This window comes from Microbacterium sp. nov. GSS16 (assembly GCF_028198145.1).
Taxonomy (GTDB): Bacteria; Actinomycetota; Actinomycetes; order Actinomycetales; family Microbacteriaceae; genus Microbacterium.
This window is the reverse complement of the sequence record NZ_CP116338.1, coordinates 907,163-932,214: the sequence shown is the minus strand read 5'-3', so window position 1 is coordinate 932,214 and position 25,052 is coordinate 907,163. Positions and strand designations below refer to the sequence as shown.

Below are 25,052 nucleotides of genomic sequence, written 5' to 3'. Positions count from 1 at the left end.
AATGCCCTCTCGCCGGCGCAGATCTAGGCAGCGTCCTCATCAACGAGCCGGACGCGTCTGATCCCGGGCACATCAGAGAAGTCGGCGAGCAGCTGCTCGAGCCGCGCGGCGTTCGGCTCGACCGACACGGTTGCCTCCCAGCGCTGCGGGCGTCCATCGCGCTCCAGCACCCGCGAGTCGATCACGACGGCCTTCGCCTCCTGACTCCTGGCTACCGTCAGCGCACGGGCCAGCGCCCCCTCACCTGGCCGGTATCGCAGGACGACCGTGTGCTGTCTTCCTCGCCCCTGACGCCTTCTGCGCCCGCGTCCCAGCGAGGTGACCGCGACGAGCTGCAGGGCTGTGGCCATGATCGCCAGCAGCGGTGAGCCGGCCCCGCAGGCCATGCCCACGGCAGCGGTGGCCCAGATCGAGGCGGCGGTGGTCAGTCCCGACACGACGTTCTGGCGCACGAAGATCAGCCCCGCCCCCAGAAAGCCGATCCCCGAGACGATCTGCGCGGCGATCCGTGACGGGTCCATGACCCCCTCGGCACCGCTGACACCGCCGAAGCCATACGCCGAGACCAGCGTGAACACCGCTGATCCCACCCCGACAAGGGTGTGCGTGCGCATGCCGGCGCTCTTGAGCTTGCGATGCCGCTCCCAGCCGATCAGCGCCGACAGCGCGAAGGCCAGCAGCAGCAGCGTCAGCTCGGTGAGTGTGGACTGGCTGAACCATTGGATGTGCATCATCGCCGTCTACGGGCCACCTCTTCCGCCAGCAACACACGCACGGAATCCGACACCTCGATCCCGCCACGCTGCAGCGCGAGCACCGCCGCGCCGACAACACCATCGGTGGCATGGCGCACATCCGCTCCACGCAACGCCTCGTGCAGCTCGGAGGAGAAGGCACCGGGGGCGCCGAGCAGACCGCGGGTGAGCACGCTGCCTGCCACCACCACCGGCAGCTGCTCGTATCCGCTGCGCACCGTCATCACCGTGCGGGCCAGATGCCCGGCTGCGGCAGAGAGAATCGACGACGCGACGGCATCACCCTCAGCGGCGGCGGCGAAGGCGAGCGGAGCGAGGTCGGCGAGCACGGTCGGGGTGCGGTCGTAGACACCGCGCAGGATCGCGGCGATCTCGGACGTGCGCACCCCCGACCAGGGGCGCTGCTCGCGCGGCATCCGCGCCAGCAGGTGCTCGACCAGCGAGGTGGCGGGACCACGCCCATCGGCAGCCTCTGCGGCGCACGAGACGACCTCCCTGCCGATCCAGAACCCGCCGCCTTTGTCGCCGATCAGCCAGCCGAGTCCGTCGACGACCTCGACCAGACGCGACTGCTCGATCCGCGCGGCGACGGCGCCGGTGCCGGCCACCAGAACGATCCCCTCAGGGGCACTCGAGCCGGAGAAGTAGGCGCCGAGTGCGTCGCCGACGATGTGCCACGACGTGTCGTCATCGAACCCGAGCCGGGAGGCCAGCAACGCGCGCCGCGAGGTCGGCGCTTCGCCTGCGGCGCACAGCACCGCGGTGAGCGTCGCTGCATCGGCGCCGGCCTGCTCGATGGCCGTTCGGCAGGCCTGCTCGATCGCATCCAGGCCCTGCTCACCCAACGAGGTCGCGTTCCCGCCGGTCGCGGTGCCCCAGCCGATCACCCTTCCGGTCGCGTCGACGCAGGCGGCTCGCGTGTGCGAGCCGCCTGCGTCGACGGCGAGGACCGCAGTCACTTCAGGGCCCCCTGCGACACCGACGAGAGCAGCTTCTTCTGGAACAGCAGGTACACGATCAGCACCGGCACGACCGTCATCACCGCGGCGGCGAACAGAGCGCCGAAGTCGACGTTGAAGCCGGCCTGCACCGCGAAGGTCTGCATGCCCTGGGTGAGCACCGACTTCGAGGGGTCGCTGATGAGCACGAGGGGAAGCAGGTACTGATTCCACAGCCCCACGAAGTTCAGCAGGGCGATCGCCGACATGCCCGGGGCCGCCATCGGCAGCATCACCGAGAAGAAGGTGCGCCATTGCGACGCACCATCGATGGCGGCCGCCTCCGCGATCTCCTCGGGAAGCTGTTCGAAGAACGCCGCGAGGAAGAAGATCGTGAACGGCAGGGCGTACGCCGTGTAAGTGACGATAAGCCCGAGATGCGAGTTGAGCAGGCCGAAGTTCTGCACCACGAAGAACAGGGGCACGACCGCCAGAAACACCGGGAAGGTGAGTCCCGCCAGGATCAGGTTGCGGATGAAGCGCCGGCCGGGGAAGTCGAATCGCGCGAGCGCGTAGGCGCACATCGCCCCCAGCAGCATGGTCGCCACCAGCGCACCGGCCACGACGATCACCGTGTTGGCGAAGAACTGGCCGATCCCGGCCTGCGTCCAGGCGTTGACGTAGTTGTCCCAGCTCCATCGCGCGGGAAGCCCGAACGGCGACTCGAGAATCTCCCGGCTCGTCTTGAACGACGACATGAGCGTCCACAGCAGCGGGATGAACACCAGCGCGGTCCAGAAGATCATCACCGTCTGCGCCGAGAAGGTGACGATCGGCTCGCTGGCACTGCGTCGGCGGGGGCGCGGCGGCGGCGCTGCCGAGCGCCGGCGCTGCTGCTCGCGGCGTGCATGCGCGCGCGTGGTGGGTGCAGTGAGTGTCTGGGTCATCGTCTTCCGATCCTTCCTGCCACGCCGACCAGCCCGACGAAAACGAAGGTGAGCAGGGTGAGCACGACGCCCATGGCGCAGGCGAGGCCGAAACGACCGTCGAGGAACGCCGCCCCGTAGATCTCCTGCGTGATGCCCAGCGTCGAGCGCTGCGGGCCTCCGTCGGCGTTGAACGCCTGCAGGAAGACGAACACGTCGAGGGCGGCGATGCCCACGTAGATGTATGCCGACTTCACGTTCTTCGCGATCCCGGGCAGCACGATCGACAGGGCGATGCGCACACGGCCCGCGCCGTCCAAGCGCGCAGCGTCGAACAGCTCGGTGTCGATGCCGCGGATCGCGGCGACGAAGAGCACCATGTAGAAGCCGGCCGAAGCCCAGACCACCGCCGCGATCGTCGCGCCCATGGCCGTGGCCGGGTCGCCCAGCCAGGCGAAGGAGCGGAAGTTCTCGAACCCGGCACCGGTGAGGATGCCGTTGAGGATGCCGTTGTTGGGGTCGTACACCTGCGCGAAGATGATGCCGACGATGATCGAGGGGATGACACCGGGGAAGAACGCGGCGACGCGGTAGAAGGACGCCCCCTTCACACCCGACACCCCGCCGCGCATGTCTCCGCCGATGGTGACCATGATGGCAAGGGCGAATCCGATCGCCAGCGTCACGACGGGCATGATGGCGAGCATGGTGAGGTTGTTGCGGATCGCGATGAGGAACGATTCGTCGTTCGCCAGCTGCGCGTAGTTGGCCAGGCCGACGAACTCGAACCCGGCGGTGAAGCCCGACCAGTCGGTGAGCGAGTAGACGACGGCCTGCAGCATGGGCCAGACGACGAAGCCGACGTACAGCGTCAGCGGCGCGCCGATGAAGACCAGCAGCAGCGACAGGCGGTCGAACCGCCCGGCGCGGGGGCCGCGACCACGGGTCGCGGCCCCCTGAGGCAGATCGAGTGCGGGTGTCGTCACGACGCCTTGACCTTGACGATGGAGTCGTCCTCGCGGATGCGGTCCGACGCCTTCTGCAGCTCGGCCAGCGCCTCGCCGACGGTCATGCCGCCCGAGAGGAAGTCGTTCATGATCCGGTTCTTGTCGTCGCCGAACGGGTACGCGTCGGTGAAGTCCCACGCGTAGGCGTCGTCACCGGCCTGCTCGAGCAGCTGCGTCGAGGAGACCAGCGCGGTCGAGCCGTAGCCGTCCTCGGGAACGGTGTTGCGCACGATCGTGGGCGACTTGTTGATCCGAGCGAATTCGGTGGCGGCGTCGCGCGAGAGCATGGTGCGAAGCGTCTCCTTGGCGCCCGCGACGTTGGCACCTTCCGTGGGCACCACGAAGCGGTTGCCACCGGCGAAGCGGATCGCCTCGTAGGGCAGCGCAGACGTCGTGGTCACAGTCGGGTTGGGCGCGCCGACCATCTCGAAGCCGTCGGCGATCTCATCGCCCATCTCGGCTTCGATCCACGAGCCGGACGGGTACATGATCGCCTCCTGGCGCAGGCTCCACTGCGCCTGGGCGGCCTTGAACTGGGTTCCCGCGCCGCCGGGGAGAAAGTAGCCGGCGTCGACGACCTTCTTCATGGCGGTGAACGCCGCGATGACCGTAGGTTGGCTCCACGACTTGGGCTCGAGGTTGGCCAGCGCCACACGCACCTCGTCGCCGCCCTCCTTGATCGCGCTGTCGATGGCCATCGACAGGTAGTACGCCGCTGCCTCCTTGCCCCAGGTGAAGAGGTACTTGCCGTCCTTCTTCGCCGCGGCGCCGAGGTCCATCGCGTCGTCCCAGGTGCGGGGGGCCTTCCAGCCCTTCGCGGCGAACAGGCTGCGCGAGTACCACAGCGCGTGCACGCTCAGCGAATAGTTGATCGCCGCGAGCTTGCCGTCGAACGACGCAAGCTCCAGCACCCCGGGGTAGACGATGTCCTTGATGACGTCGCCATCCAGGTTGGGGGCGGCCACGAGCTCGGTGAGATCGAGCACGCTCGGCAGCAGCGTGGCCACCGGGATCGAGCCCGCGCCGGCCGAGTGCAGCAGGTCCGGCGGGTTGCCGGCGACGAAGCGCGGCTGCACCTGCTGCGCGATCTGGGTCGATGCGGTGACCTCGAGGGTCACCTTCCTGCTCTTCTCCAGCTCCTTGGTCAGGTAGGCGAAGAACTCGGCGTTCTTGGCGTTGTCAAAGATGACGCTGTCGACGGTGCTCCCAGCGGCCACGCCGAACGGGTTGGCCGCATCGACCGGTCCGCTTGAGGCCGGGCCGCCGCCGCCTGCGCCGCCGCCGGGCGAGACGGCGCAGGCGGCGAGCGGAACGGCGAGCGCCGTCATGCCCATAAGCGAGAGAAGCTGTCGCCGATTCATCGGCTGCTGAGAAGAGACCATCGTGTACTCCGTTTGCAGGGGAAGGGCAGGGTTAGGGACAGAGAGGTTCGTGGGCGGGTCAGGCGACGCGACGGATGCGTGCGCCGTAGCGGGCTTGCAGGGAGCGGTTGTGCTCGTCGCCGCCGGGGATGTTGGCTGAGAGGAAGACCGGCACGACTTCGCCCTTCGCCTCGAGGGCGGAGGCGACTCCGACGGTCAGCAGCTGCGCGATGTACGCCGAGGTGATCGACGAGACGGCGCCCATCGGCACGGCGCCCTCGAGCACTGCATCGCCGTAGGGGGCGCGATTGTCGATCACGACGTCGGCGATCTCGCTGAGTCGCTTGCCGCTGGGGTGCAGCGGGCTGACGCGGACGGTGTGCTGCAGGCTGGTGACGGCGATGACCTTGTGACCGTGCGACTTCGCCAGCAGAGCCATCCCGACGATTGAGCCGTTGACGCCGGAGTTGGAGGCGATGATGAACACGTCGGTGCTCTGGCGCGGAATGGTCGCGAAGATCTCCTCGGCAATCCGGGGGTCGCGCTCCAGCGGCGGGTCCGCGACCAGCTCGGCGCTCGTGCGCTCGCCCCACAGCACGGTGTCGCGCAGCGCGACCTTATTGCTGGGGATCAGTCCTCCCGCGCGGCCGGCGATCTCCATTGCGAAGGCCTCCGAGTGCCCCGTGCCGAAGGCGTGGATCACGCCGTCGGCGCTGAGCGCATCGGCGATCACCGTGATCGCCTCATCGAGCTCTCCGTTCTGCGCACCATCGGTGATGTGGGCGATCCGGCTGCGTACTTCGAGCTCGAAGCGGGAGGCTGTCTCGTTGATCATCTATTCTCCTGGGGGATCGAAGGGGATGCCGGTCCGGCTAGTTCATTCATACATCACACTGTGTTTGTATGTATCATTCATGCATACCCGTAAGCCGCCTGTCCACCCCGCATGAGAGAGTTCAGCTGAGATTCATGAACCGGTACCCGCAGGGAGAGCGCCGATGACCGCACGTTCACACAGCGAGCCGTCGCGCAGCGGCCTGCTCGCCCCGGATCAGCCTGCGGTCACCGATCAGATCCGCCTCGCGCTGCCGGGCCTGTCACCCTCGATGGCCCGCGTCGCGAAGCGCGTGCTCGATGACCCTGAGGGGGTCGCCTCCCTCTCGGCGGCACAGCTGGCCGCCGAGGTCGGCGTCTCGCAGCCGACCGTCACCCGGTTCTGCCAGGCGCTCGGCCTCACCAGCTACCAGGCGCTCCTGCTGCACATCGCGCAGGAGGCCGGGCGCAGCAGAGAGCCACGCTGGAGCTCGGCCGGCTACGAGGAGATCGGCCCCGACGACGACCTGGAGCACGTCATCCAGGTGATGACGAGCGTCGACGTCGACGCGATGCAGTTCGCGTCCCGCTCACTCGACCGTGAAGCTTTGGAGGCAGCGGCGACGGCTGTGGCCGAAGCCCGCACCGTCGACGTGTACGGTGCAGGCGCGAGCGCGGTCGTCGCGAACGAACTCGAACTGCGCCTGCTCGGCATCGGCGTGCAGATCCGCGCGTGGACGGCCCTGCACAGCGCGCTCAGCTCTGCCTCCGTGCGCCGCCCCGGCGACGTCGCCCTTGCGATCTCCGCCTCCGGTCGCACACGCGAAGTGCATGATGCCCTCGCTGAGGCGAAGTCGCGGGGGGCGCTGACCATCGCCGTCACCGGCGATGCGAATTCCCCGATCGCGCGTATAGCCGACATCCACCTCACCGCCATCGGCCGGGAGATGCCGTACCGCACCGCCTCCTTCGCGGCCCGCCACGCCCAGTTGCTGGTGCTCGACATCCTCTACACCCGGGCCGCGCAGCGCAATCCGCAGCGCTCGGCGGAGACCCTCGCCGCCCGCCAGCACATCCCTGCCTGGCACGCCCTGCGCAGCAACCACCGACCGGGAAGCGAGACGCACGTATGACCCTCATCTGGGCCCACGCCCGCTCATCGGCATTGACCGCGTTCAACACGCTCGAGTCGTACGCCCAGGCCGTCGCCGAGGGGGCCGACGGCCTTGAGCTCGACGTGCACCTCACCGGCGACGGGCACCTCGTGTGCTGCCACGACGGGCACCTGCCACTGCCGGACGGCACGACGCTGACCGTGGGCGCCGCCACCGTCGAAGACCTCGTCCGCGTAGAAGTCGGCGACGCGACCACCGGCCCCACCCGCATCCCCCTCCTCCGCGACGTGTACGAGTTGCTGGGCCCCACCGAGATGCAGCTGAACGTCGAGGTGAAGAACCTCGTGCACCGCTACCCCGGCATCGCCGAGCAGCTCCGGCGCTCGCTGCGCGAATCGGGGATGATCGAGCGCATCACCGTCTCGTCGTTTCAGCACAGCCTGCTGACCGAACTGCAGCAGCACGACTCCGCGATCCAGACGGCCGCGCTCTACGCCGACGGCCTGATCGAGCCCTGGACCTACTTCACATCCATCGGCATCTCCCAGGTGCATCCGCATTTCTCGACACTGCTCGACCCCGGCGTGCTCGACCGGCTCCTTGATGAGAACTTCGTGGTGCGGGCGTGGACGGTCGACGACCCCGAGCTATGGGCGCAGTACGTCGTCGAGGGAATGAGCGGGATCATCACCAACGATCCCGTCGGCGCACTGGCCGCGCGCGACGCCCTGTCGGCCCAGCCCTAGCCGCGCTGACCCTGGGCGAGCGGGCGTGACGTCAAGGATCCACGCTGGTGTGATGCGCCGATACCGGCACAATGGTGTGATGACCGACCCGGATCCCTTCCGCGTCATCTTCGTCTGCACAGGTAACATCTGTCGCTCCCCGATGGCCGAAGTGGTGCTTCGCGCGCTCTCCGCGCAGCACGGCCTCGGCGCGCGAGTCATCTCGCGCAGCGCGGGGACGGGCGACTGGCACGTCGGCGAGCGCGCGGACGGGCGCACCATCGAGGCACTGAGCCGCCGCGGACTCGACGGGTCGACGCACCGGGCCAAGCAGTTCAGCGCGGCGTCCTTCTCGGACAACGACCTGATCGTCGCCCTCGACCGCACCCACGAGCGCATCCTGCGTGCCTGGGCGCGCAACGAGGACGACGAGGGCAAGGTCACGCTGCTGCGCGCGTACGACCCGCACGCGTCGAGCATGGATGTGCCCGACCCGTACTACGCCGGCCCTGAGATGTTCGATTCGGTGCTCGGTATGATTGAGACCGCCACCCGCGGCCTCTTCGCGCAGCTCGAACCGGCCGTGCGGGCATCCCATCGCCGTCTCGCGTGACGCGGGACCCTGAGCAGGAGGACCTGCCCTGACTTCTCTGCCCTCGCTCCCGACCCAGCCGCTCAGCCCTCTCGACGGCCGCTACCAGGCCGCCGTGTCCGGCCTCGCCGACTACCTCTCGGAGGCGGGCCTGAACCGTGCCCGCGTAGAGGTGGAGGTGGAGTGGCTGATCGCCCTCACCGACCGGTCGCTGTTCGAGACGACGCCGCTGGCAGACGCCGACAAGGAGCGCCTGCGCGCGCTGTACCGCGACTTCGGTCAGGCCGAGATCGACTGGCTGGCCGAGAAGGAGGCCGTCACCCAGCACGACGTCAAGGCCATCGAGTACCTGGTGCGCGACCGGCTTCAGACGCTGGGCCTGGATGCCATCGCCGAGCTCACGCACTTCGCCTGCACGAGCGAGGACATCAACTCGGCCTCGTACGCGCTCACCGTCAAGCGCGCGGTGGAGGAGGTCTGGCTGCCCGCCCTCGACCAGGTGATCGCGAAGCTGCGCGAGCTGGCCGTCGAGCACGCCGACGCGGCCATGCTCTCGCGCACGCACGGCCAGCCCGCCACGCCGTCGACCATGGGCAAGGAGCTCGCGGTGTTCGCGTGGCGCCTCGAGCGGGTGCGCGGTCAGATCGCGGCATCCGACTACCTGGCGAAGTTCTCGGGCGCGACCGGCACCTGGTCGGCGCACCTGTCGGCTGATCCGGATGCCGACTGGCCGACCATCGCGCGCGAGTACATTGAGGGAATGGGCCTCGGGTTCAACGTGCTCACCACGCAGATCGAGTCGCACGACTGGCAGGTCGAGCTGTACGACCGGGTGCGTCACGCCGGCGGCATCCTGCACAACCTCGCGACCGACATCTGGACGTACATCTCGCTCGGCTATTTCGCGCAGATCCCCGTCGCCGGGGCGACCGGCTCGTCGACGATGCCGCACAAGATCAACCCGATCCGCTTCGAGAACGCCGAGGCGAATCTCGAGCTCTCGGGTGCGCTGCTGGGCTCGCTGTCGCAGACGCTGGTGACCTCGCGCCTGCAGCGCGACCTCACCGACTCCACCACGCAGCGCAACATCGGCGTCGCATTCGGGCACTCCCTGCTCGCGCTCGACAACCTGCGTCGCGGCCTGAACGCGATCTCGCTGCGCCGCGAGGTGCTGCTCGACGACCTCGACCACAACTGGGAGGTGCTCGCCGAGGCGATCCAGACCGTGATCCGCGCGGAGGTCGTCGCCGGGCGTTCGAGCATCACCGACCCGTACGCGCTGCTGAAGGAGCTCACCCGCGGGCACCGCGTGGGAGCGGCGGAGCTGGCCGAGTTCGTCGAGAAGCTCGAGATCGGCGACGCCGCGAAGCAGCGCCTGCTCGCGCTGACGCCGGCGACCTACACGGGAATCGCCGAGCGCCTGGCTCGATGACGAGCCTCAGAGCGCGTCGGGGTTCGGCGCGTCGTCGCGCGGCATGAGCACCGCTGCGAGCAGGGTCAGCGCGGCGAACACGGCGGCGCCGACGAACACCCACGTCGACGCCCAGACGACGGTGGCGGGGTCGCCTGCTCCCCTGCCGGCGTCGAGCAGCGAGTTCGAGATTGCGCCCAGCACGGCCACGCCGACCGCGCTCCCCGCCGATCGGGCGAAGCCGTTCATCCCCGTGACAGCACCGCGCTCTCCCCAGCCGACCGCGGCCTGTGCGCCGATCAAGGTCGGCGCGGCGGTCCACCCCAGGCCGAATCCCAGCACGAAGGCGACGGCGGCGAACAGCAGCGGGTTCGGCCACGGTGCGATCAGCACCAGACCGGCGGCCGCGATGGTCGTGATCGACATGCCGATCAGCACCGTGCGCCGGAATCCGATGCGCAGATACAGCCTCCCGACGAGGGATGCCGCGAGCGGCCAGCCCATGCTCAGCGCCGCGACAGCGAGCCCGGAGATCAGCGGAATGGCGCCGCCCGCGCCTTCGAGATAGGCGGAACCGAAGCTCGTCACGCCGATCGTGAGCGCACCGACCCCGAAGGCGACGGCGGTGCAGGTGAGAATGAGGCGCCGGGTGATGAGGGCGAAGTCGATGATCGGCTCGGCTGCGCGTTTCTCGACGAACGCGAAGACGGCGAGCAGCAGCGCGCCTCCCACGAAGCAGACGGCACTCTGCCACGACAGCCAGGCCCACGCGCTGTCTCCCTCGAGCAGCCCGAGGATGATCCCTGTCAGTCCGAGGGTGAGCAGAACGGCGCCGAGGTAGTCGATGCGGTGCGGCTTCCGCTCCACCTGCTCGTGGTACCTCGTCACCAGCATCCATCCCGCCAGCAGACACAGCGGGACGTTGACGAAGAAGATCCACCGCCACGCATCCAGCTGAGCGAAGATCCCGCCGAGCGACGGGCCGATGACCGACGAGATCGCCCAGACACTCGCCATGTAGCCCTGCACCTTGGCTCGCTCGGCAACCGTGTAGATGTCGCCCACGATCGTCATGGCCATCGGTCCCACGGCGCCCGCGCCGAGGCCCTGCACGACGCGGAACAGGATGAGCGTGAGCATGCTCCACGCGAACCCGCAGAGCACGGAGCCGGCCAGGAACAGCCCGATGCCGATCAGGATGATCGGCTTGCGGCCGATCGTGTCGGCGAAGCGCGAGTAGATCGGCACGCTCACCGCCTGGGCGAGGAGGTAGACCGAGAACAGCCACGGGAACAGCTGATAGTCGCCGAGATCCCGAACGATCGTCGGGACGGCTGTGGCGAGGATCGTCGTGTCGATCGCGATGAGTCCGGTGGCGAGCATGAGCGCGCCGAGCACGGGGCCGCGCTCCGATCGCAGACCGACAGAGGCGCGATCGACGGAGACGGTCATGACAGGGCCAAGGCGCTGCTGGTCGGATGTATTCCCGCTGCGGGTGGATCGACGGCGCCAAGTGACGGATGCTGGAGGGCACACAGGCGAGAGGAGCGGCCGATGAGACGTCGCATCGCACCCGCGCTGGCGCTCGGCGCGCTCGTTCTTGCGGGGTGCTCGACCCCCGGCATCCCGACGCCGCCCGCGGTCGATCCGACAGACACGGCGAACACCGAGCCGGTCACCCTCGCGTCCGGGCTGGAGGCGCCGTGGTCGGTGGTGCGGCTCGCCGGCGGCGGAGCGCTGATCTCGCAGCGCGACGGCGGCGAGGTGCTCGAGCTGACGTCCGTGGGAGAGCTGCGCGAAGCCGGCGTCGTGCCCGGTGTCGTCTCGGGCGGCGAGTCGGGTCTGCACGGCCTCGCGCTGCTCGTCGACGGCGGCACGCGCTGGCTCTACGCCTACCACGGCGCGGCGGACGACAACCGGGTCGTGCGGATGCCGCTCGTGGGCGATCCTGGTTCGCTCACGCTCGCCGTGGACGCGGTCGAGGTGGTGGTCTCGGACATCCCGCGCGCGTCGACCCACGACGGCGGGCGGATCGCCTTCGGGCCGGACGGGATGCTGTACATCGCCACCGGCGACGCGGGGCAGCGCGATCGTGCTCGGGATCGCGACTTCCTCGGCGGGAAGATCCTGCGGGTGACGCCGGAGGGCGAACGGGCGTCCGGCAACCCCTTCGGCACCGCGGTGTACAGCCTCGGCCACCGCAACGTACAGGGCCTCGCGTGGACCGCCGACGGTCGCCTCTGGGCGAGCGAGTTCGGCCAGGACACCTGGGACGAGCTGAACCGCATCGAGGCGGGTGGCGACTACGGCTGGCCCGACCACGAGGGCTTCGCGCGGGCAGGCGAGGCGATCGATCCGGTCGCGGTGTGGGCACCCGACGAGGCGAGCCCCAGCGGCATCACGGTGGTCGACGATGTCGTGTACGTCGCGGGACTGCGCGGTGAGCGGCTCTGGCTGTACGACACCACGACACCGAGCATCGAACCCTGGCCGGTGTACACGGGCGAGTTCGGCCGGCTCCGCGACGTCGTCGCTGGTCCCGGCGACACCTTCTGGGTGCTGACGAACAACAGCGACGGTCGGGGATCGCCGGGGCGGGACGACGATCGGCTGCTGCAGCTCACGCTGCCCGAGGGATGAGGCGGGTCAGGATGCCGCGGCCGGCCCGTCGCCGGCATCCGGACGCTCACCGCTCTTCGGCTCGCCGGTCGAGCTGCGACCGGAGTCGGGCGACGACGGGTCGGCGTCGAACAGCACCGGACGATCTATGGTCCTGGTGACGTCTGCGGGATCGACTGCGAGCATGAGCATCGCGAGCCCGAGCAGGGTGACGATGAACGAGGCACCGCCGATGACGAGACCCAGCCCCAGCGGGGTGAGGCCCTCGTAGGTGCCCTTGGCGATGGAGAGGTTCACGCGCTCGGTGAAGGCCCCGGTCGAGACCAGGGTCACGACGGTCGCGAAGACGCCGGCGGCGAGGGCAATGCCCACGAGGTGCAGCGGGCGCAGGATCTCCTTGCGCGTCGGCTTGTCGTCGGTCATGCCTCTCCTCCGTGGTCGGCCAGGCGGTCGGCCCCGGCAGTCTTCTCACCGGTCGTGGTGCTCCTCGCGGCGGGGGCGAGTCCGGCGATCCCCAGGAACACCGCGACGATCGCGGCGTACCCGCCGAACAGCCCCACGCCGATGATGATGCCGGTGAGCGACATCGCGTGCCCCTCGACCGCGTAGTCCTGCACGAACCCGACGGGGACGATCAGCAGCAGCGTCGCGAGCAGCAGCCCCAGCGCGCCGATGGTGATGGCATCGCGAGAGCCATCCTGCCCGCGCGATCGCACGCCCGAAATCAGCTCGACGAGGCCTGTCAGCGCTGCCCACGTGATCACGAGCACGAAGAACAGCGCGTCGGTGCGCCAGGCCGGGATGCTCGCGGCCATGCCGAGAACGAGCGTGATCGCGCCCATCAGCACCGATGGCCAACGCTGCCCCGAAGGGTGCACGATGATCGCGGCGACGATCAGCACCAGGGAGGTGACGATCGCGAAACCGCCGAACACCGACAGGCCGATCGCGGCGGAGTGATCGGGAGAGAAGGTGATCATGAGGGCGGCGACCGCCGCCATCAGGGCGCGCGCGAGCTGCACGGTGCGCACGGTGAAAGGGCGCCCCGTAGCGGGACGCGCGGTGCGCGAGCGGGAAGCGGCGGGCATGACAGTCCTCAGATCGGTGACCCGACCAGTCTACGTCTCACGACCTTTGCACCGCCTCGACGGTGGGTGGGCGCGGAAGGGGTCGGGGGCGTGCGGGGTCACTCCAGTACGGTTCGACGCCCCCAAACCGTACGCAATCGACCCCGCAGCGCGACGGCGGCTGCCGAGAGCGGCCGATGGACGCAAGCGGGCCGCGGCCGTCGGACGCATCATGGATGAGCGTCTTCCGGCCGCGGCCCGTGGAGGCCGGCCCGGGTCGCTACCCGGCCGCGACCGTGCGACGGTGGCTGATGCGGTGACCGACCCAGAAGCCGATGGCGATGAGCCCGACGAGTCCCAGTCCGAGCATCCAGGGCAGCGTCGACGGCGCCGCGGCGGCGGTAGCCGAGGCCAGCTGCACGGAGCCCGCCGCGAGCTTGCCGTTTCCGTCGCGGAGGTCTCCGGCTCCGCCCGACAGCTCGCCACCACCCGCGGCCAGCTTCGCGGTTCCCTCGTCGACCGCGGCGGCGCCGTCGGAGAGCTTGCTGACGCCGGCGCTGAGGTCGGATGCCCCGGTGCTGAGCGTCGACGTGCCGGCGGCGAGGTCTCCCGCACCGGCGTCGAGCTTGGCGGCTCCGGCGCTGAGGTTCTGCGCGCCTGTGTTCAGCTGGCCGGCCCCGGATGACAGGGTGCCGAGTCCGGTGGTGAGATCGTTCGCTCCGGTCGAGAGCTTGCCCGTGCCGTCGCGCAGATCACCCGCGCCCGCGGCCAGCCGGCCGGCCCCGGCCGAGATTGCGCTCGCGCCGCCGGCCACGCTGGATGCGCCCTCGGCGACCTTGCCGATACCGGGCCACCCCTGTAGCGCGTCCCCGTTGACGAGCTTGGTCGCCCCATCGAGCAGACCCTGCGCGCCTTCGAACCCGGTGACGGCCAGCGTCGCGAGCCCAGGAACGGATTGAGCGGTTCCAGCGACCTTCGCGAGGTTGCCTTCTGATCTCGCGGCCAGGGTTGCAAGACTCGCCAGTTCGGCATCTTCAGGGTGCGCCTCGGAGAGCGCAGCGAGCCGGGTCTTGAGCTCCGAAGCGTCAGCGGCTGCCGTAGTCGTCGTGCTCGTGATGGCCGCCTTGCCGGCGTCTGTGGTGAGCCCGCGCACCCCGTTGATCTTCGGGGCGAGACCCTCGGTAAGCGCAGCGGCACCGGTCAACAGCCTCCCGGAGATGAGATGGGCGGCTGCCGTTCCCGTCTCCACGGCTGCCGCGCCCGTCGCGAGTTCGGCGGACTTCGACGCCAGTTCCTGCGCACCGCCCGCCAGCTTCTGAGCGCCCGCGTGGGCGCTGCTCGCGCCGCCGGAGAGCTTGAGAGCACCGCCGTATGCCGACGAGGCGCCGGCGTCGAGCTTGGCGGCTCCGACCGCGGCGCTCGAGGCACCGGCGCTCAGCGAGGTGGCTCCCTCGGCGAGGGTCTGCGCGCCGGTCGCGGCGCTCGCGGCTCCTTCGCTGAGCTTTGTCGCGCCGGCGTCGGCATCCGTCGCGCCCTGCGCGAGAGCGGAGGTGCCGTCCGCGAGCTCACCGGCGCCGTCGGCGAGCGTGCTCGCCCCGGTCGCCAGCTGCGTCGAGCCGTCGTGCGCTGCCGACGATCCGTCGGCGAGTTCGGCTGCGCCGGCGGCGATCCGGCCGGTCGTCGCGAAATACAGGAACACCATCGCGGCCAGCATGATGCTGAGCACGATGACCAAGACGCGCATGCCGATTCCGTGCGCGTGAGGGGTACCACTCGTCATTGAGCACTCCAGGGTCGGGGGGCCTCGTCGCCCTCGGTGAGCGTATGGGCGGATGCTCAGCCGCGACGGTACCTTGAATCCCGACACCAAGTTCCCTACTCGGTGACACTCGGTTTCTGTTTATCGCCTACAAAGACACGGCGGCCACGCGGTGTACGGCATCCAGCGCGGCCTGGGGATCAGGAGGCGACGCGGACGGTCTCGCCCGCCGTCCGCGCCGGTGTACCGCGCCCGGTCAGGCGCGGGGCGGCCGTCTTCGCCGACTCGCGTGCCGGCTCTGCCGACGACGCAGCCGTTGCCGTCTCGCGTGCGGGCTCTGCGGATGACACAGCCGCTGCCGTCTCGGGGTTCGGGCGGCGCACGGCACGGAGCAGCACCCGTGCGAGAGCTCCGACCACGAAGGCCGCCGCGAGCGCGCCCAGCGACACGAGCACCGGCGTCCACTCCGCAGCGAACGAGGCGCAGAGACTCAGCAGCGCGCCGAGGATCCACACGCCCACCCCGCCTCCCGCGAGCCCCGCCGCGCCGCGCGCGAGCGCGAATGCGGTCACGAGCGCACAGACGACGGCGAGAACTGCACCGGCGTTGCCTATCGGCACGAGCACCGCTGCCAACGTGTTGGCCACTGCAAGACTGGACATCCTGACCCCCCGGTCATCCGCACACCGCATCGCGGCGTGCTCGTGACAGCCACGTTACGCGCGGAGATCGGGCTTGTGCGTCAGCCAGGGGAACGATTCGGCATCATCCTGACGGATGACACGTGAACGGCTCGCACCCGGATGCTGACCTGCCGCCCTCCCGGACGGGCGCCCGCGCGCGCTCAGCGCGTCCGCCGCCCCTCCGGGGAAGACGCAGGGCGCTCAACCGCCCCACGACGACGGGCGCGGGGGCGGTGAACACGGCATCCACCATCCGCGATCCCTCCGTCGGACCGATCACCGGGATGGGCGTCGTGAGGGTCGTCTCGATCGGCTCGACCGGCATGCGGCTGAAGGCCCGATGCGCGGAGAGGTAGGCCGGCACGAGAATCACGACCGCCCCGATCCACGCGAGTGGATTGCTGAGCGCGACGCCCGCGAAGTCCCAGACCGCGCCCAGCGCGACAGCGGCGATCACGCGGGCGACCAGCTCGACCACGCCCGTGATGGTGGGGATGGCGACCCGACCGACACCCTGCAGCACACCACGCAGCACGAACAGCACACCGAGGGCCGCGTAGCTCACGCCGTTGATGATGAGCATCTGATGGGCGAGGTCGACCACCCGCTCGGATTCGTCACCGACGAACAGCCGCACAACCGAGGCGCCGAAGGCGATCATGATCACACCGAGCAGCACCGAGGTGGCGATCGCCATCCACAGCGCCTGGACCGTTCCCCGGCGGATGCGGTCGGGGCGGCGAGCGCCGAGGTTCTGCGCGGCGTACATCGACGACGCGAGCCCCAGAGAGGCGAGCAGCGCGACGGCGAGGCCGTCGATACGGGATGCGGCGGTGTACGCGGCGACCGCGTCGGCGCCGAGCGTGTTCAGCGCCACCTGCACCGCGAGGGCGCCGATCGCGATGATCGATGCCTGGAAGCCCATCGGCAGGCCGAGCCTGAGGTGCTCGAGGGCGTCGGCACGACGCACCCTCCAGTCGTCGCGGTGCACGTGCAGCACGGGCAGCTTCCGCCACAGGTATCCGAGGCAGAGCAGCACCGAGATGGCCTGCGCGATCACCGTGGCCAGAGCTGCACCTGCGACGCCCCAGCCGAGCGGCCCGACCATGAGGATCACGAGTCCGACGTTCAGCCCGCACGAGATGGTGAGGAAGACCAGCGGAGTGGTCGAGTCGCCGATGGCCCTGATGATGGCGGCCAGGTAGTTGAAGAACATGATCGTGCTGCCGCCGATGAAGGTCACCTGCGTGAAGGTCGTGGCCTCGGCGAGCAGCTCGGACGGCGTCTGCAGCAGCTCGAGGAACGGGCGTGCGATGAGCGGACCGAGCACCGTCAGGATCAGGCTGGTGACACCGGTGAGCAGGGTGCCGGTGGCCACCGACCGGCTCACGCCCCTGGCATCCCCCGCGCCGAACGCCTGGGCGGTCGGGATCGCGAAGCCGCTGGCGAGACCCCACGCGAAGCCGATGATGAGGAAGATCAGGCTGCCGGTCGCGCCGACCGCGGCGAGCGAGTCGACGCCGAGCTGGCGTCCGACGACGATCGTGTCGACGAACTGATAGAGCTGCTGCACGACGTTGCCGATGAGCAGCGGCACGGAGAAGAGCAGGATGACGCGCCAGGGGCGACCGGTGATGAGTGTGGTGGCCATGATGATCCGGGGAGGGGAGGAGGGGATGCCGGTAAAAAAGACGGCGGCACCGTGGATCGTCACGGCGCCGCTCCCGACAGTCTATCGAATCGTTTCGAAGAGGTCGACACCGGCGATCTATTCCTTTCCGCCGCACGCCGCCAGGGGCTTGCCCGCTACCCGTCCCTTTGGGTAGTCCGGATGCATGACCCGCCTGCGTCGAAGCGACCCGCATGCCCCCGGAATCCGGCGCGTGCGTCACGGTCGCGGCTATAGGTTCCTCGGCGCGGACGGCGCCGCGGTCGACGACCCCGAGGTGCTCGCGAGACTGCGCGAGCTGGTCGTGCCACCCGCCTGGTCCGACGTGTGGATGTGCCCGTACGCGAACGGCCACATCCTCGCGACCGGCATCGACGCGGCCGGCCGGCGTCAGTACATCTACCACCCGGCCTGGCACGAGCGGATGGCGCGCGAGAAGTTCGATCGCATGCTGCAGCTCGCAGAAGTGCTCCCCGCCGCCCGCGGCGGCGTGACCCGCGATCTGCGCACCGACGGGTTCGGCCGCCCGCGGCTGCTCGCCGGTGCGTTCCGGATGCTGGACTCCGCCCTGCTGCGCGTCGGGTCGGAGCAGTACGCGAGAGCCCACGGCAGCATCGGGCTGGTCACCCTGCGCGGGTCGCACGCGCGCGTGCGCGGCGGCAGGATCGTCGAGCTGCGCTTTCCCGGCAAGAGCGGCCAGCCGTGGGAGTCCGAGGTCGACGACGCCGATCTCGCCGGGTTGATCGCCGGCCTGAAACGCCGCGGCGGCCGCTCGCTGCTGCTGAGCTGGCAGGACGACACGGCGCGTGCCGCTGCATGGCATCCGCTTCGCGCCGCCGACATCAACGACGACGTCAGACTGCGCACCGGTGGCGACTTCACGGCCAAGGACTTCCGCACCCTGCACGGCACCATCTCGGCCGCCGTCGCCCTGGCCCAGATCGGCCTCAAGCCGACGGCGACGGCACGGTCGCGGGCGGCCGCCCAGGCCGTGCGCGTCGCGGCATCCGCCCTCGGCAACACCCCCGCCGTCGCCCGGGCTAGCTACATCGACCCGCGCGTGTTCGACCTCTACGACGAAGGCGTGGTCGTCGACCCGACGCGCCGGGTCGAGGGGCAGCTGGTGACGCTGTTCGCCTGACTCTGTCAACCCGGTGGGCAGTACCGGATGCACGGGCTAGCGTCGCCCGCAACGATGGAGGAGGAGCGATGAACGACGACATGACGACAGACGAGCGCGGCGCCGACGACCGCGAACGGCGGGACGAGGTCCCGCAGGGCGACGACACCGGGCAGGCGACGGACACCAGCGGCCGCTCCGGCGGCGGCGATCACCCGAGCCAGGCCGAGGGCGAGGATCCGGAGAACCCGCCCGCGCGGCCCGACCCCGACACGACGGGGCACCCCTCCCAGGCCGAGGGCTGAGATCGGGGCCCGCACGCAGGCGCGCGGCACGCAGGCGCACGAGCGCAGCCATCCTGCGACCGCCGACAGGAGCATGATGGAGGTGTGGTCGACATCCTCTCCGCACTCTCGACGATGCCCGAGCCCCAGTACGTCGAGGTGGGTGACGGCGTCGCGCTCGCGACGTACTCCTGGGGCGAGGCTGATAGGCCCCCCGTCGTGCTCGTGCACGGGTTCGCGTCGAGCACCGCTGACACCTGGGTGCACACGGGGTGGGTGCGCATGCTCGAGCGCGAGGGCTTCCGCATCCTCGGTGTCGACCAGCGCGGGCACGGCGCGAGCCAGAAGCCGCACGACTCCGCCGGCTACACCGTGCGCAGTCTCGCCCGCGACATCGAATCGGTGCTCGACACCTTCCTCGTCGACGAGGCGCTGTACGTCGGATACTCCTTAGGCGCGCGGGTCGGCTGGCAGGTGGCGCTCGATCTCGGCGAGCGCATCACGCGGGCGGTGCTCGGCGGGGTGCCAGACGGCATCCCGCTCGATCGGCTGGACACCGCCCAGGTGCGCCGGTACGCCGAGGACGGCACGGCGGTCACCGATCCGGTGACGCAGCGCTACATCGCGCTGGCCGAGCGGGTGGCGGGGAACGACATGCGCGCGCTGCTCGCGCTTGCCGAGGGCATGCGCGACTCGCGCTCGATCGACCCCGATCCCGCGCACGCCCCGCAACAGCCGGTGCTGTTCGCGACCGGATCGCAGGATGCCGTGCTCGACGGTTCACGCCGGCTGGCCGAGGCGGCTGCGCAGGCGACGTTCTTCGAGATCCCGGGTCGGCATCACTTCAACGCTCCCGGGTCGAAGGCGTTCCGTCTGGCCGCCCTGCAGTTTCTGAAGGGCTGAGCCTCAGCGACGCTCGCCGCCGGATCGGGCCAGCAGCGAGCGGATGACCACGAAGACGATCAGGGCGACGACGGCGACGATCGCGAGCTTGGCGATGAACCAGATCAGCGAGAACAGCGCGTTCACGATCCAGAACGCGATGACGACCGAGACGACGACGGCGACGATGGTCCAGATGGTGCTCTTGTTCATGTCTTCAGCCTAGAAGAAGCGTCTAACGTGTGATGGTGACCTTCGACGGCCCGCTCTCGGCATCCGCATACGAGCTGCTCGGGGTCGAGTCCACCGTCTCGGACGACGAGCTGCGCCGTGCCTACCGGCTGCGGCTGCGCCAGACGCATCCCGACACCGGGGGCGACGCCGCCGTCTTCGTCCGCGTGCAGCGGGCCTGGGAGCTCGTCGGGACCGCGGCGGCACGCGCCGCGTACGACCGCGGGCGGGGAGCGGCGTCCTGGGCCGCGCGCCCGACGACTCCCGGCGCGACCGGCACCCGACCGCGCGGACGCTCGTACGGCCGGGCGGGCGCGTGGCGCCGTCGCCGCTACCGCGAGCTGCTGTCCGACCAGCTCGGCCACGAGGTGACGGATGCCGAGGCGTACGACCCGCTGGTCGTGCGCGCGGCGCCGTGGGAGGCGCGTCGCATGCTCGCCGACGCGCTGGCCGAAGAGGCCACGGCCGAGGCGATCGAAGAGCTCGGCATCGGGTTCACCGCCTGGCACGACGTCGTCACCGGCGAGGACGCCGCCGGCAAGCTCGATCACGTCGTGCTCAGCCCGAGCGGGCTGTACGGTCTCATGTCGGAGGACTTCGGCGGGCCGGTGAGATTCCGTCAGGGCGAGGTCATCGGCGCCCACGTCGGCGGCGCCGCTCCGATCCGCGAACTGCTCGCCCGCATGCGCACCGTGGCGCGCCGTGCGCGGGTGCGCTTCGGAGGAGCGATCCTCATCCTTCCCGACGACGACCTCGACGACGCGGTCGCTCCGCTCGGTTCGATCCGCGGTGTGCCGGTGGTGGTCGTGCGCCGCAGCGCGCTGCGCACGGTGCTGCGCAGCGGCGTGCCGAGAGCACGCGTGCTCGGCGGCAACGAGGCGTTCGACGTGCGCAGCCGGCTGACGCACAGCGCACGCGTGCTCTCGCCGTGAAGCAACGCGGGGAGGCCGGGATGCTGGCGCGGGGGTTACGGTGAGAGCGTGGATGCCGTCGACCCGCTGCCTGATCGCCCCGCTCCGGATGCCCCGGAAGGCAAGCTCGTGCTGCTGCGCCACGGCGAGACGGAATGGTCGCGAACGGGCAGGCACACCGGACTGACCGACATCCCGCTCACCCCGCACGGCGAAGACCTCGCGCGAGCTGCGGGCGAGCTGGTGAAGGGCTACGACTTCCGGCTCGTGCTCAGCTCGCCGCTGCAGCGCGCGCGGCGAACGGCCGAACTCGCCGGCCTGCAGGCCGAGATCGATCCGCTGCTCGTGGAGTGGGACTACGGCGGGTACGAGGGGCGCACGACGAAGGAGATCAGGGCCGAGCTCGGCTACAACTGGACCACCTTCGCGCACGGGGTGATCCGCGGCGACACGCCGGGCGAGACGGTCGAAGAGGTCGCCGCCCGGGCATCCCGCGTTCTCACCAGGGTGCTGCCGGCGATGGCATCCGGAGATGTCGCCCTCGTCGCGCACGGACACTACCTGCGTATCCTGACCGCCGTGTTCCTGCGGCAGGCGCCGCGATTCGGGGCATCGATCTCGCTTGATGCCGGATCGGTGTCTGTTCTCGGGTTCGCCCGCGAGCAGCCCGCGATCCTCGCCTGGAACCACGGCCCGCATCTGCCGATGCAGCCTGCGGAATCCTGAGACGGGACGGGAGAGGCGGCATGAGGGCAGTGGACCACGACGTGATCGTCATCGGCGCGGGCCTGGCGGGCCTCCGCGCCGCAACGGTTCTCGCCGAGGCGGGGCTCGACACGGTCGTGCTCGAGGCCTCGGACGACGTCGGCGGGCGCCAGCGCACCGACATCGTGGACGGGTTCCAGCTGGATCGCTGATTCCATGTGCTCAACCCCGCCTACCGCTCCGTCCGACGGTGGGCCGACGTGCCGGCGCTGCGCCTGCAGCCGTTCCCCGTCGGCGTGCATGTGCGCCGGGCGGAAGACGTCGCGGGCGACCCCATCGGGCTGGCGACGCTGGCAGATCCGCGCCGCCATCCGCTGTCGATCCGCACGAGCCTGCGCAGCGGGCTGCTCGACCCCGGCGCTCTGGTCGCTCTGGCTCGCTGGGCCGCCCCGTCGGTGCTCGCGCCGCGACGGCTGCTGAGGCGAGCCGCCGCGGGGGACGACCGCGCCGCGCGAGAGGGCTGGGACGCGGCGGGGTTTCACGGGGCGCTGCGCACGGAGGTCGTCGAGCCGTTCTTGTCGGGAGTGCTCGCCGATGGCCACTTCGGCACGTCCGAGGTGTTCGTGCGGTGGCTGGTGGGGCTGTTCCTGCGCGGTGCGCCCGGGCTCCCGGCGGAGGGCATCCAGGCGCTGCCCGCCGAATTGGCGGCACGCGCACGGTCGGCGGGCGCGGACATCCGGCTCTCCCATCGCGTCACCGGCGTGCGCGCCGAGCGGGGGCGCGTCGAGGTCGACATCTCGGGTGCCGATCCGGCGAGCGCCGCCGCCGCCATCGTCGCCGTGGACGCGCATCATCTGGCCCCACTGACCGGTGTCGCCGCCCCGCCGATGCGCGGACTGCAGACGTGGTGGTTCGCGCCCGATACCGCGCCCTCCGCATCCGGCATGCTCGCCGTCGACGGGCGCCGGCGGGGGCCGATCGTGAACACGGCGATCATCTCGCGTACCGCCCCGACCTACGCTCCCGCCGGCCGCCACCTGGTGCAGGCCACCTGCCTGCTCTCCGACAGCGGCGGGTCGGAGGCGGAGGTGCGCACCCAGCTCGGCGAGATCTGGCGTACGGATGCCCGCAGCTGGCCGCTGCTGCGCCGCGACGACATCCGTCATGCCCTGCCGGACCAGCCGCCCCCGCTGCGGCCCTCACCGGTACGCGCCGGTGAGGTGGTCTACCTCGCCGGCGACCATCGCACGAGCCCGTCGATCGAGGGCGCCCTCGTCTCGGGTGATCGCGCGGCGCGCATCCTGCTCGCCGACCGGGCGGCTCGATGCCGGTGAGCGGCGCGCCCCGCCGCGCAGCGGGCAGTGTGCGACATCCGCGGCGCGCGGTCAACCACTCGCCGCGGATGCACCCCGGAGCCTAGGCTCGCGGAATGACCCTGTTCCGCAGCGATCGTCCCCGTCGCATCCAGCTCGATCAGACGACGGTGGAGCCCCGAGCGACTCGCCCGCCGTGGAGTCTCTGGGCCGACGCGTTCGGACGCCTCGGCATCCGCTCGGTTCAGATCCTGCTGGTCGTGGCCGTCGCGGCGGGCATCGTGTACGTCATCCAGTACCTCACCCTGGTCACCATCCCGCTCGCGATCGCGCTCATCCTCGCGTGCGCGTTCGCCCCGGCGATGAACTGGCTGCGCCGGCATCACGTGCCGGATCTGCTGGCGACGATCATCACCCTGCTGACGATCGTCGCGGTGCTCAGCGGACTGAGCTGGCTGATCGTGTGGGCGGTTCGCGATCAGTGGGACGACCTGTACGCACAGGCGCAGCAGGGCATCGACCACGTGTTCGACTGGATCGACACGCTGCCCTTCCAGCTGTTCACCCCCGACCAGATCGAGGAGTGGACCAACACGCTCACCGACTTCGTCACGAGCTCGCAGTTCGGCTCCGGCGCCCTCGCTGGCGTCAGCGCGGTGGCGAGCTTCGTCACCGGATTCGTGCTGCTGGTCACGATCCTCTTCTTCTTCCTCAAGGACGGCCCGCAGATGTGGGAGTTCCTGCTGCGTCCCTTCCACGGCGAGAACGAGAGCCGGGTGCGCCGGATCGGCCACAAGACCGTGGGCGTGCTCGGGTCGTACGTGCGCGGGACGGCGACAGTGGCTCTGGTGGATGCCGTCGGCATCCTCATCGGCCTGCTCATCCTGCAGGTGCCGCTGGCGATTCCCCTGGCCGTGCTCGTCTTCCTTCTGGCGTTCATCCCGATCGTCGGTGCGACGCTGGCCGGTGTGCTCGCGGCGCTGGTCGCCCTCGTGGCGAACGGCTGGGTGAGCGCGCTGCTCGTCGTCGGCGTCGTCGTGCTCGTCAACCAGCTCGAGGGCAACCTCCTGCAGCCGTTCCTGATGGGGCGCACGATGAAGCTGCACGCCTTCGTGATCCTGGTCGCTCTGGCCGTGGGAACGGCGCTGAGCGGCCTGGTCGGCGCCGTGCTGGCCGTGCCGACGACCGCGGCCGTGTGGGGCATCATCCAGGTGTGGGACGGCGAGAACCTGCCCGCGAAGTGGGCACGGCGCAAGCCACGAGAGCCCCGCGCGTCGCAGAGCACCGCCGTCGAGGTCGCCTGAGCCTCATCGACAACCCGTCGCGCCGAAGCCGTCGAGGTGGTTGCATGGCGTCATGAGCATCGCGACCTCCGCAGACGGAACCGAGATCTCCTACACGACGACCGGGGCGGGGCCGGCCGTCGTCGTCGTCGTGAACGGCGCTCTGTCGACGGCGGCGGATGCCGGGCCGCTGGCCGAGGCGCTGGCTCAGAGCGGCTTCCGCGCGGTCACCTGGGATCGTCGCGCGCGGGGTGCGAGCGGCGACCGCCCGGATTCCGCGCCGGCCGACGAGGCCGACGACCTGGCCGCCGTGATCGCGGCGGTCGGCGGAGCGGATGCCGTGCTCGGCCACTCCTCGGGCGCGATCCTTGCCCTGTTCGCCGCGTCGCGCGGCGTGCCGACCGGTGCGCTGTTCCTGTCGGAGCCGCCGATCGACTTCGACGGCGAGGGCTGGGGGGAAGAGCTGCCGCGACCTCTGCAGGAGCTGGTCGACGCCGCCCGCCATGATGACGCAGTGGCGATGTTCCAGCGCGACGCCGTGGGGCTGCCGGCCGAGATGGTGGAGGCGGGCCGCGCGAGCGGCCAGCTCGCCGCCCTGGCCCCGCTCGCGCAGTCGACCGTGTACGACGCCCGGCTGACGCTGCGCTACCGGCGTCCGGATGCCGCGCTGCTCGACGTCGATGTGCCGGTCACCGTGCTGCGCGGGGCGCAGACCTTCCCTTTCCTGGTCGCGTCGTCCGACCGGCTCGCCGCCGAGATCGAGGACGCCGGCCTGGTGATCGTGCCGGAGTCGGTCATGCACCGTGCCGATCCCGTGGCGACCGCACGGGTCATCGCCGAGCGGGCCTGACGGCAGTCGCGTCGCGGTGAACGAGTACCCTCG

The 25,052-nt window shown here is 70.3% G+C and carries 27 protein-coding genes; 14 read left to right on the top strand and 13 right to left on the bottom strand.

Annotated elements, in window-relative coordinates:
* Positions 1–23: 23 nt before the first annotated feature.
* Genes PGB26_RS04300 through PGB26_RS04275 form a run of 6 tightly spaced genes read right to left on the bottom strand, consistent with a single transcriptional unit; the run spans position 24 to position 5,822 of the window.
* Complete coding sequence (locus tag PGB26_RS04300; RefSeq protein ID WP_271639114.1) at positions 24–734, bottom strand: MgtC/SapB family protein; 711 nt, start codon at positions 732–734, stop codon at positions 24–26.
* Positions 731–1,714, bottom strand: coding sequence for an N-acetylglucosamine kinase (locus tag PGB26_RS04295; protein ID WP_271639113.1), 984 nt, complete (start codon positions 1,712–1,714; stop codon positions 731–733). Before PGB26_RS04295 ends, PGB26_RS04300 begins: the two co-directional genes overlap by 4 nt.
* Positions 1,711–2,640, bottom strand: a complete 930-nt coding sequence (locus PGB26_RS04290; RefSeq protein ID WP_271639112.1) for a carbohydrate ABC transporter permease — start codon at positions 2,638–2,640, stop codon at positions 1,711–1,713. Before PGB26_RS04290 ends, PGB26_RS04295 begins: the two co-directional genes overlap by 4 nt.
* A complete protein-coding gene (locus PGB26_RS04285; RefSeq protein WP_271639111.1) occupies positions 2,637–3,605 on the bottom strand; it encodes a carbohydrate ABC transporter permease in 969 nt (322 codons plus the stop codon). Before PGB26_RS04285 ends, PGB26_RS04290 begins: the two co-directional genes overlap by 4 nt.
* A complete protein-coding gene (ngcE, locus tag PGB26_RS04280) occupies positions 3,602–5,008 on the bottom strand; it encodes an N-acetylglucosamine/diacetylchitobiose ABC transporter substrate-binding protein (protein WP_271639110.1) in 1,407 nt (468 codons plus the stop codon). Before ngcE ends, PGB26_RS04285 begins: the two co-directional genes overlap by 4 nt.
* A gap of 58 nt (positions 5,009–5,066) precedes the next feature.
* Positions 5,067–5,822, bottom strand: coding sequence for an SIS domain-containing protein (locus tag PGB26_RS04275; RefSeq protein ID WP_271639109.1), 756 nt, complete (start codon positions 5,820–5,822; stop codon positions 5,067–5,069).
* A 163-nt stretch (positions 5,823–5,985) separates the two neighbouring features.
* Between PGB26_RS04275 and PGB26_RS04270 the strand changes: the two genes are divergently transcribed.
* The 4 genes from PGB26_RS04270 to purB all read left to right on the top strand — a co-directional run bounded on the left by PGB26_RS04270 (position 5,986) and on the right by purB (position 9,664).
* Positions 5,986–6,933, top strand: a complete 948-nt coding sequence (locus PGB26_RS04270; protein ID WP_271639108.1) for a MurR/RpiR family transcriptional regulator — start codon at positions 5,986–5,988, stop codon at positions 6,931–6,933.
* Positions 6,930–7,661: a glycerophosphodiester phosphodiesterase family protein gene (locus tag PGB26_RS04265; RefSeq protein WP_271639107.1), complete on the top strand. Its 732-nt coding sequence runs from the start codon at positions 6,930–6,932 to the stop codon at positions 7,659–7,661. Before PGB26_RS04270 ends, PGB26_RS04265 begins: the two co-directional genes overlap by 4 nt.
* Before the next feature lie 142 nt (positions 7,662–7,803).
* Positions 7,804–8,253, top strand: a complete 450-nt coding sequence (locus PGB26_RS04260) for a low molecular weight protein-tyrosine-phosphatase (protein WP_271639105.1) — start codon at positions 7,804–7,806, stop codon at positions 8,251–8,253.
* 37 nt (positions 8,254–8,290) lie between these two features.
* Entirely contained in the window at positions 8,291–9,664 is a 1,374-nt protein-coding gene (purB, locus tag PGB26_RS04255; protein ID WP_271639593.1) for an adenylosuccinate lyase, read from the top strand.
* A gap of 6 nt (positions 9,665–9,670) precedes the next feature.
* On the opposite strand, the gene PGB26_RS04250 is transcribed toward purB, so the two are convergent.
* A complete protein-coding gene (locus tag PGB26_RS04250; RefSeq protein WP_271639104.1) occupies positions 9,671–11,095 on the bottom strand; it encodes an MFS transporter in 1,425 nt (474 codons plus the stop codon).
* Positions 11,096–11,197: 102 nt separating this feature from the next.
* Here PGB26_RS04250 and PGB26_RS04245 point away from each other — a divergent pair, with 102 nt between their 5' ends.
* Entirely contained in the window at positions 11,198–12,283 is a 1,086-nt protein-coding gene (locus PGB26_RS04245) for a PQQ-dependent sugar dehydrogenase (RefSeq protein ID WP_271639103.1), read from the top strand.
* 6 nt (positions 12,284–12,289) lie between these two features.
* Here PGB26_RS04245 and PGB26_RS04240 read toward each other — a convergent pair whose 3' ends face one another.
* The 5 genes from PGB26_RS04240 to PGB26_RS04220 form a co-directional block, all read right to left on the bottom strand.
* Positions 12,290–12,685, bottom strand: coding sequence for a hypothetical protein (locus tag PGB26_RS04240; RefSeq protein ID WP_271639102.1), 396 nt, complete (start codon positions 12,683–12,685; stop codon positions 12,290–12,292).
* Entirely contained in the window at positions 12,682–13,350 is a 669-nt protein-coding gene (locus tag PGB26_RS04235) for an acyl-CoA synthetase (RefSeq protein ID WP_271639101.1), read from the bottom strand. The genes PGB26_RS04240 and PGB26_RS04235 overlap by 4 nt, the downstream gene beginning before the upstream one ends.
* Positions 13,351–13,609: 259 nt before the next feature.
* On the bottom strand, positions 13,610–15,073 hold the full coding sequence (locus PGB26_RS04230; protein WP_271639099.1) for a hypothetical protein: 1,464 nt from the start codon (positions 15,071–15,073) through the stop codon (positions 13,610–13,612).
* Positions 15,074–15,288: 215 nt separating this feature from the next.
* Complete coding sequence (locus PGB26_RS04225; RefSeq protein ID WP_271639098.1) at positions 15,289–15,735, bottom strand: hypothetical protein; 447 nt, start codon at positions 15,733–15,735, stop codon at positions 15,289–15,291.
* A gap of 118 nt (positions 15,736–15,853) precedes the next feature.
* Positions 15,854–17,422: an MATE family efflux transporter gene (locus PGB26_RS04220; protein ID WP_271639097.1), complete on the bottom strand. Its 1,569-nt coding sequence runs from the start codon at positions 17,420–17,422 to the stop codon at positions 15,854–15,856.
* 184 nt (positions 17,423–17,606) lie between these two features.
* On the opposite strand from PGB26_RS04220, the gene PGB26_RS04215 reads away from it, so the two are divergent.
* The 3 genes from PGB26_RS04215 (at position 17,607) to PGB26_RS04205 (ending at position 19,747) form a co-directional block, all read left to right on the top strand.
* Positions 17,607–18,581: a DNA topoisomerase IB gene (locus PGB26_RS04215; protein WP_271639096.1), complete on the top strand. Its 975-nt coding sequence runs from the start codon at positions 17,607–17,609 to the stop codon at positions 18,579–18,581.
* Between the two features lie 68 nt (positions 18,582–18,649).
* Positions 18,650–18,865, top strand: a complete 216-nt coding sequence (locus PGB26_RS04210; protein ID WP_271639095.1) for a hypothetical protein — start codon at positions 18,650–18,652, stop codon at positions 18,863–18,865.
* A gap of 84 nt (positions 18,866–18,949) precedes the next feature.
* Complete coding sequence (locus tag PGB26_RS04205; protein ID WP_442923005.1) at positions 18,950–19,747, top strand: alpha/beta fold hydrolase; 798 nt, start codon at positions 18,950–18,952, stop codon at positions 19,745–19,747.
* A gap of 3 nt (positions 19,748–19,750) precedes the next feature.
* On the opposite strand, the gene PGB26_RS04200 is transcribed toward PGB26_RS04205, so the two are convergent.
* Complete coding sequence (locus PGB26_RS04200) at positions 19,751–19,939, bottom strand: hypothetical protein (protein WP_271639093.1); 189 nt, start codon at positions 19,937–19,939, stop codon at positions 19,751–19,753.
* 35 nt (positions 19,940–19,974) lie between these two features.
* On the opposite strand from PGB26_RS04200, the gene PGB26_RS04195 reads away from it, so the two are divergent.
* From PGB26_RS04195 to PGB26_RS04170, 6 genes are all read left to right on the top strand, one after another.
* Positions 19,975–20,889 (top strand): J domain-containing protein, encoded by a 915-nt coding sequence (locus PGB26_RS04195; protein WP_442923004.1) that lies wholly within the window; start codon positions 19,975–19,977, stop codon positions 20,887–20,889.
* Between the two features lie 48 nt (positions 20,890–20,937).
* A complete protein-coding gene (locus PGB26_RS04190) occupies positions 20,938–21,594 on the top strand; it encodes a histidine phosphatase family protein (protein WP_271639090.1) in 657 nt (218 codons plus the stop codon).
* A 20-nt stretch (positions 21,595–21,614) separates the two neighbouring features.
* The gene (locus tag PGB26_RS04185) at positions 21,615–21,785 is read left to right on the top strand and encodes an FAD-dependent oxidoreductase (protein ID WP_271639089.1); all 171 of its coding nucleotides are present in this window, start codon (positions 21,615–21,617) and stop codon (positions 21,783–21,785) included.
* A gap of 6 nt (positions 21,786–21,791) precedes the next feature.
* Entirely contained in the window at positions 21,792–22,907 is a 1,116-nt protein-coding gene (locus PGB26_RS04180; RefSeq protein WP_271639087.1) for an FAD-dependent oxidoreductase, read from the top strand.
* Between the two features lie 95 nt (positions 22,908–23,002).
* Complete coding sequence (locus PGB26_RS04175; protein ID WP_271639086.1) at positions 23,003–24,190, top strand: AI-2E family transporter; 1,188 nt, start codon at positions 23,003–23,005, stop codon at positions 24,188–24,190.
* Positions 24,191–24,242: 52 nt separating this feature from the next.
* Positions 24,243–25,019 (top strand): alpha/beta fold hydrolase, encoded by a 777-nt coding sequence (locus PGB26_RS04170; protein ID WP_271639085.1) that lies wholly within the window; start codon positions 24,243–24,245, stop codon positions 25,017–25,019.
* Positions 25,020–25,052: the final 33 nt, after the last annotated feature.

Bases quoted from the DNA above. Each gene is read 5' to 3' on its own strand.
- PGB26_RS04170 (WP_271639085.1), top strand. From the start codon at position 24,243: ATGAGCATCGCGACCTCCGCAGACGGAACCGAGATCTCCTACACGACG.
- PGB26_RS04235 (WP_271639101.1), bottom strand. From the start codon at position 13,350: ATGCCCGCCGCTTCCCGCTCGCGCACCGCGCGTCCCGCTACGGGGCGC.
- PGB26_RS04185 (WP_271639089.1), top strand. From the start codon at position 21,615: ATGAGGGCAGTGGACCACGACGTGATCGTCATCGGCGCGGGCCTGGCG.
- PGB26_RS04275 (WP_271639109.1), bottom strand. From the start codon at position 5,822: ATGATCAACGAGACAGCCTCCCGCTTCGAGCTCGAAGTACGCAGCCGG.
- PGB26_RS04300 (WP_271639114.1), bottom strand. From the start codon at position 734: ATGATGCACATCCAATGGTTCAGCCAGTCCACACTCACCGAGCTGACG.
- PGB26_RS04245 (WP_271639103.1), top strand. From the start codon at position 11,198: ATGAGACGTCGCATCGCACCCGCGCTGGCGCTCGGCGCGCTCGTTCTT.
- PGB26_RS04240 (WP_271639102.1), bottom strand. From the start codon at position 12,685: ATGACCGACGACAAGCCGACGCGCAAGGAGATCCTGCGCCCGCTGCAC.
- PGB26_RS04220 (WP_271639097.1), bottom strand. From the start codon at position 17,422: ATGGCCACCACACTCATCACCGGTCGCCCCTGGCGCGTCATCCTGCTC.
- PGB26_RS04210 (WP_271639095.1), top strand. From the start codon at position 18,650: ATGAACGACGACATGACGACAGACGAGCGCGGCGCCGACGACCGCGAA.
- PGB26_RS04250 (WP_271639104.1), bottom strand. From the start codon at position 11,095: ATGACCGTCTCCGTCGATCGCGCCTCTGTCGGTCTGCGATCGGAGCGC.
- PGB26_RS04290 (WP_271639112.1), bottom strand. From the start codon at position 2,640: ATGACCCAGACACTCACTGCACCCACCACGCGCGCGCATGCACGCCGC.
- PGB26_RS04265 (WP_271639107.1), top strand. From the start codon at position 6,930: ATGACCCTCATCTGGGCCCACGCCCGCTCATCGGCATTGACCGCGTTC.
- PGB26_RS04200 (WP_271639093.1), bottom strand. From the start codon at position 19,939: ATGAACAAGAGCACCATCTGGACCATCGTCGCCGTCGTCGTCTCGGTC.
- PGB26_RS04260 (WP_271639105.1), top strand. From the start codon at position 7,804: ATGGCCGAAGTGGTGCTTCGCGCGCTCTCCGCGCAGCACGGCCTCGGC.
- ngcE (WP_271639110.1), bottom strand. From the start codon at position 5,008: ATGGTCTCTTCTCAGCAGCCGATGAATCGGCGACAGCTTCTCTCGCTT.
- PGB26_RS04270 (WP_271639108.1), top strand. From the start codon at position 5,986: ATGACCGCACGTTCACACAGCGAGCCGTCGCGCAGCGGCCTGCTCGCC.
- PGB26_RS04230 (WP_271639099.1), bottom strand. From the start codon at position 15,073: ATGCGCGTCTTGGTCATCGTGCTCAGCATCATGCTGGCCGCGATGGTG.
- PGB26_RS04215 (WP_271639096.1), top strand. From the start codon at position 17,607: ATGACCCGCCTGCGTCGAAGCGACCCGCATGCCCCCGGAATCCGGCGC.
- PGB26_RS04175 (WP_271639086.1), top strand. From the start codon at position 23,003: ATGACCCTGTTCCGCAGCGATCGTCCCCGTCGCATCCAGCTCGATCAG.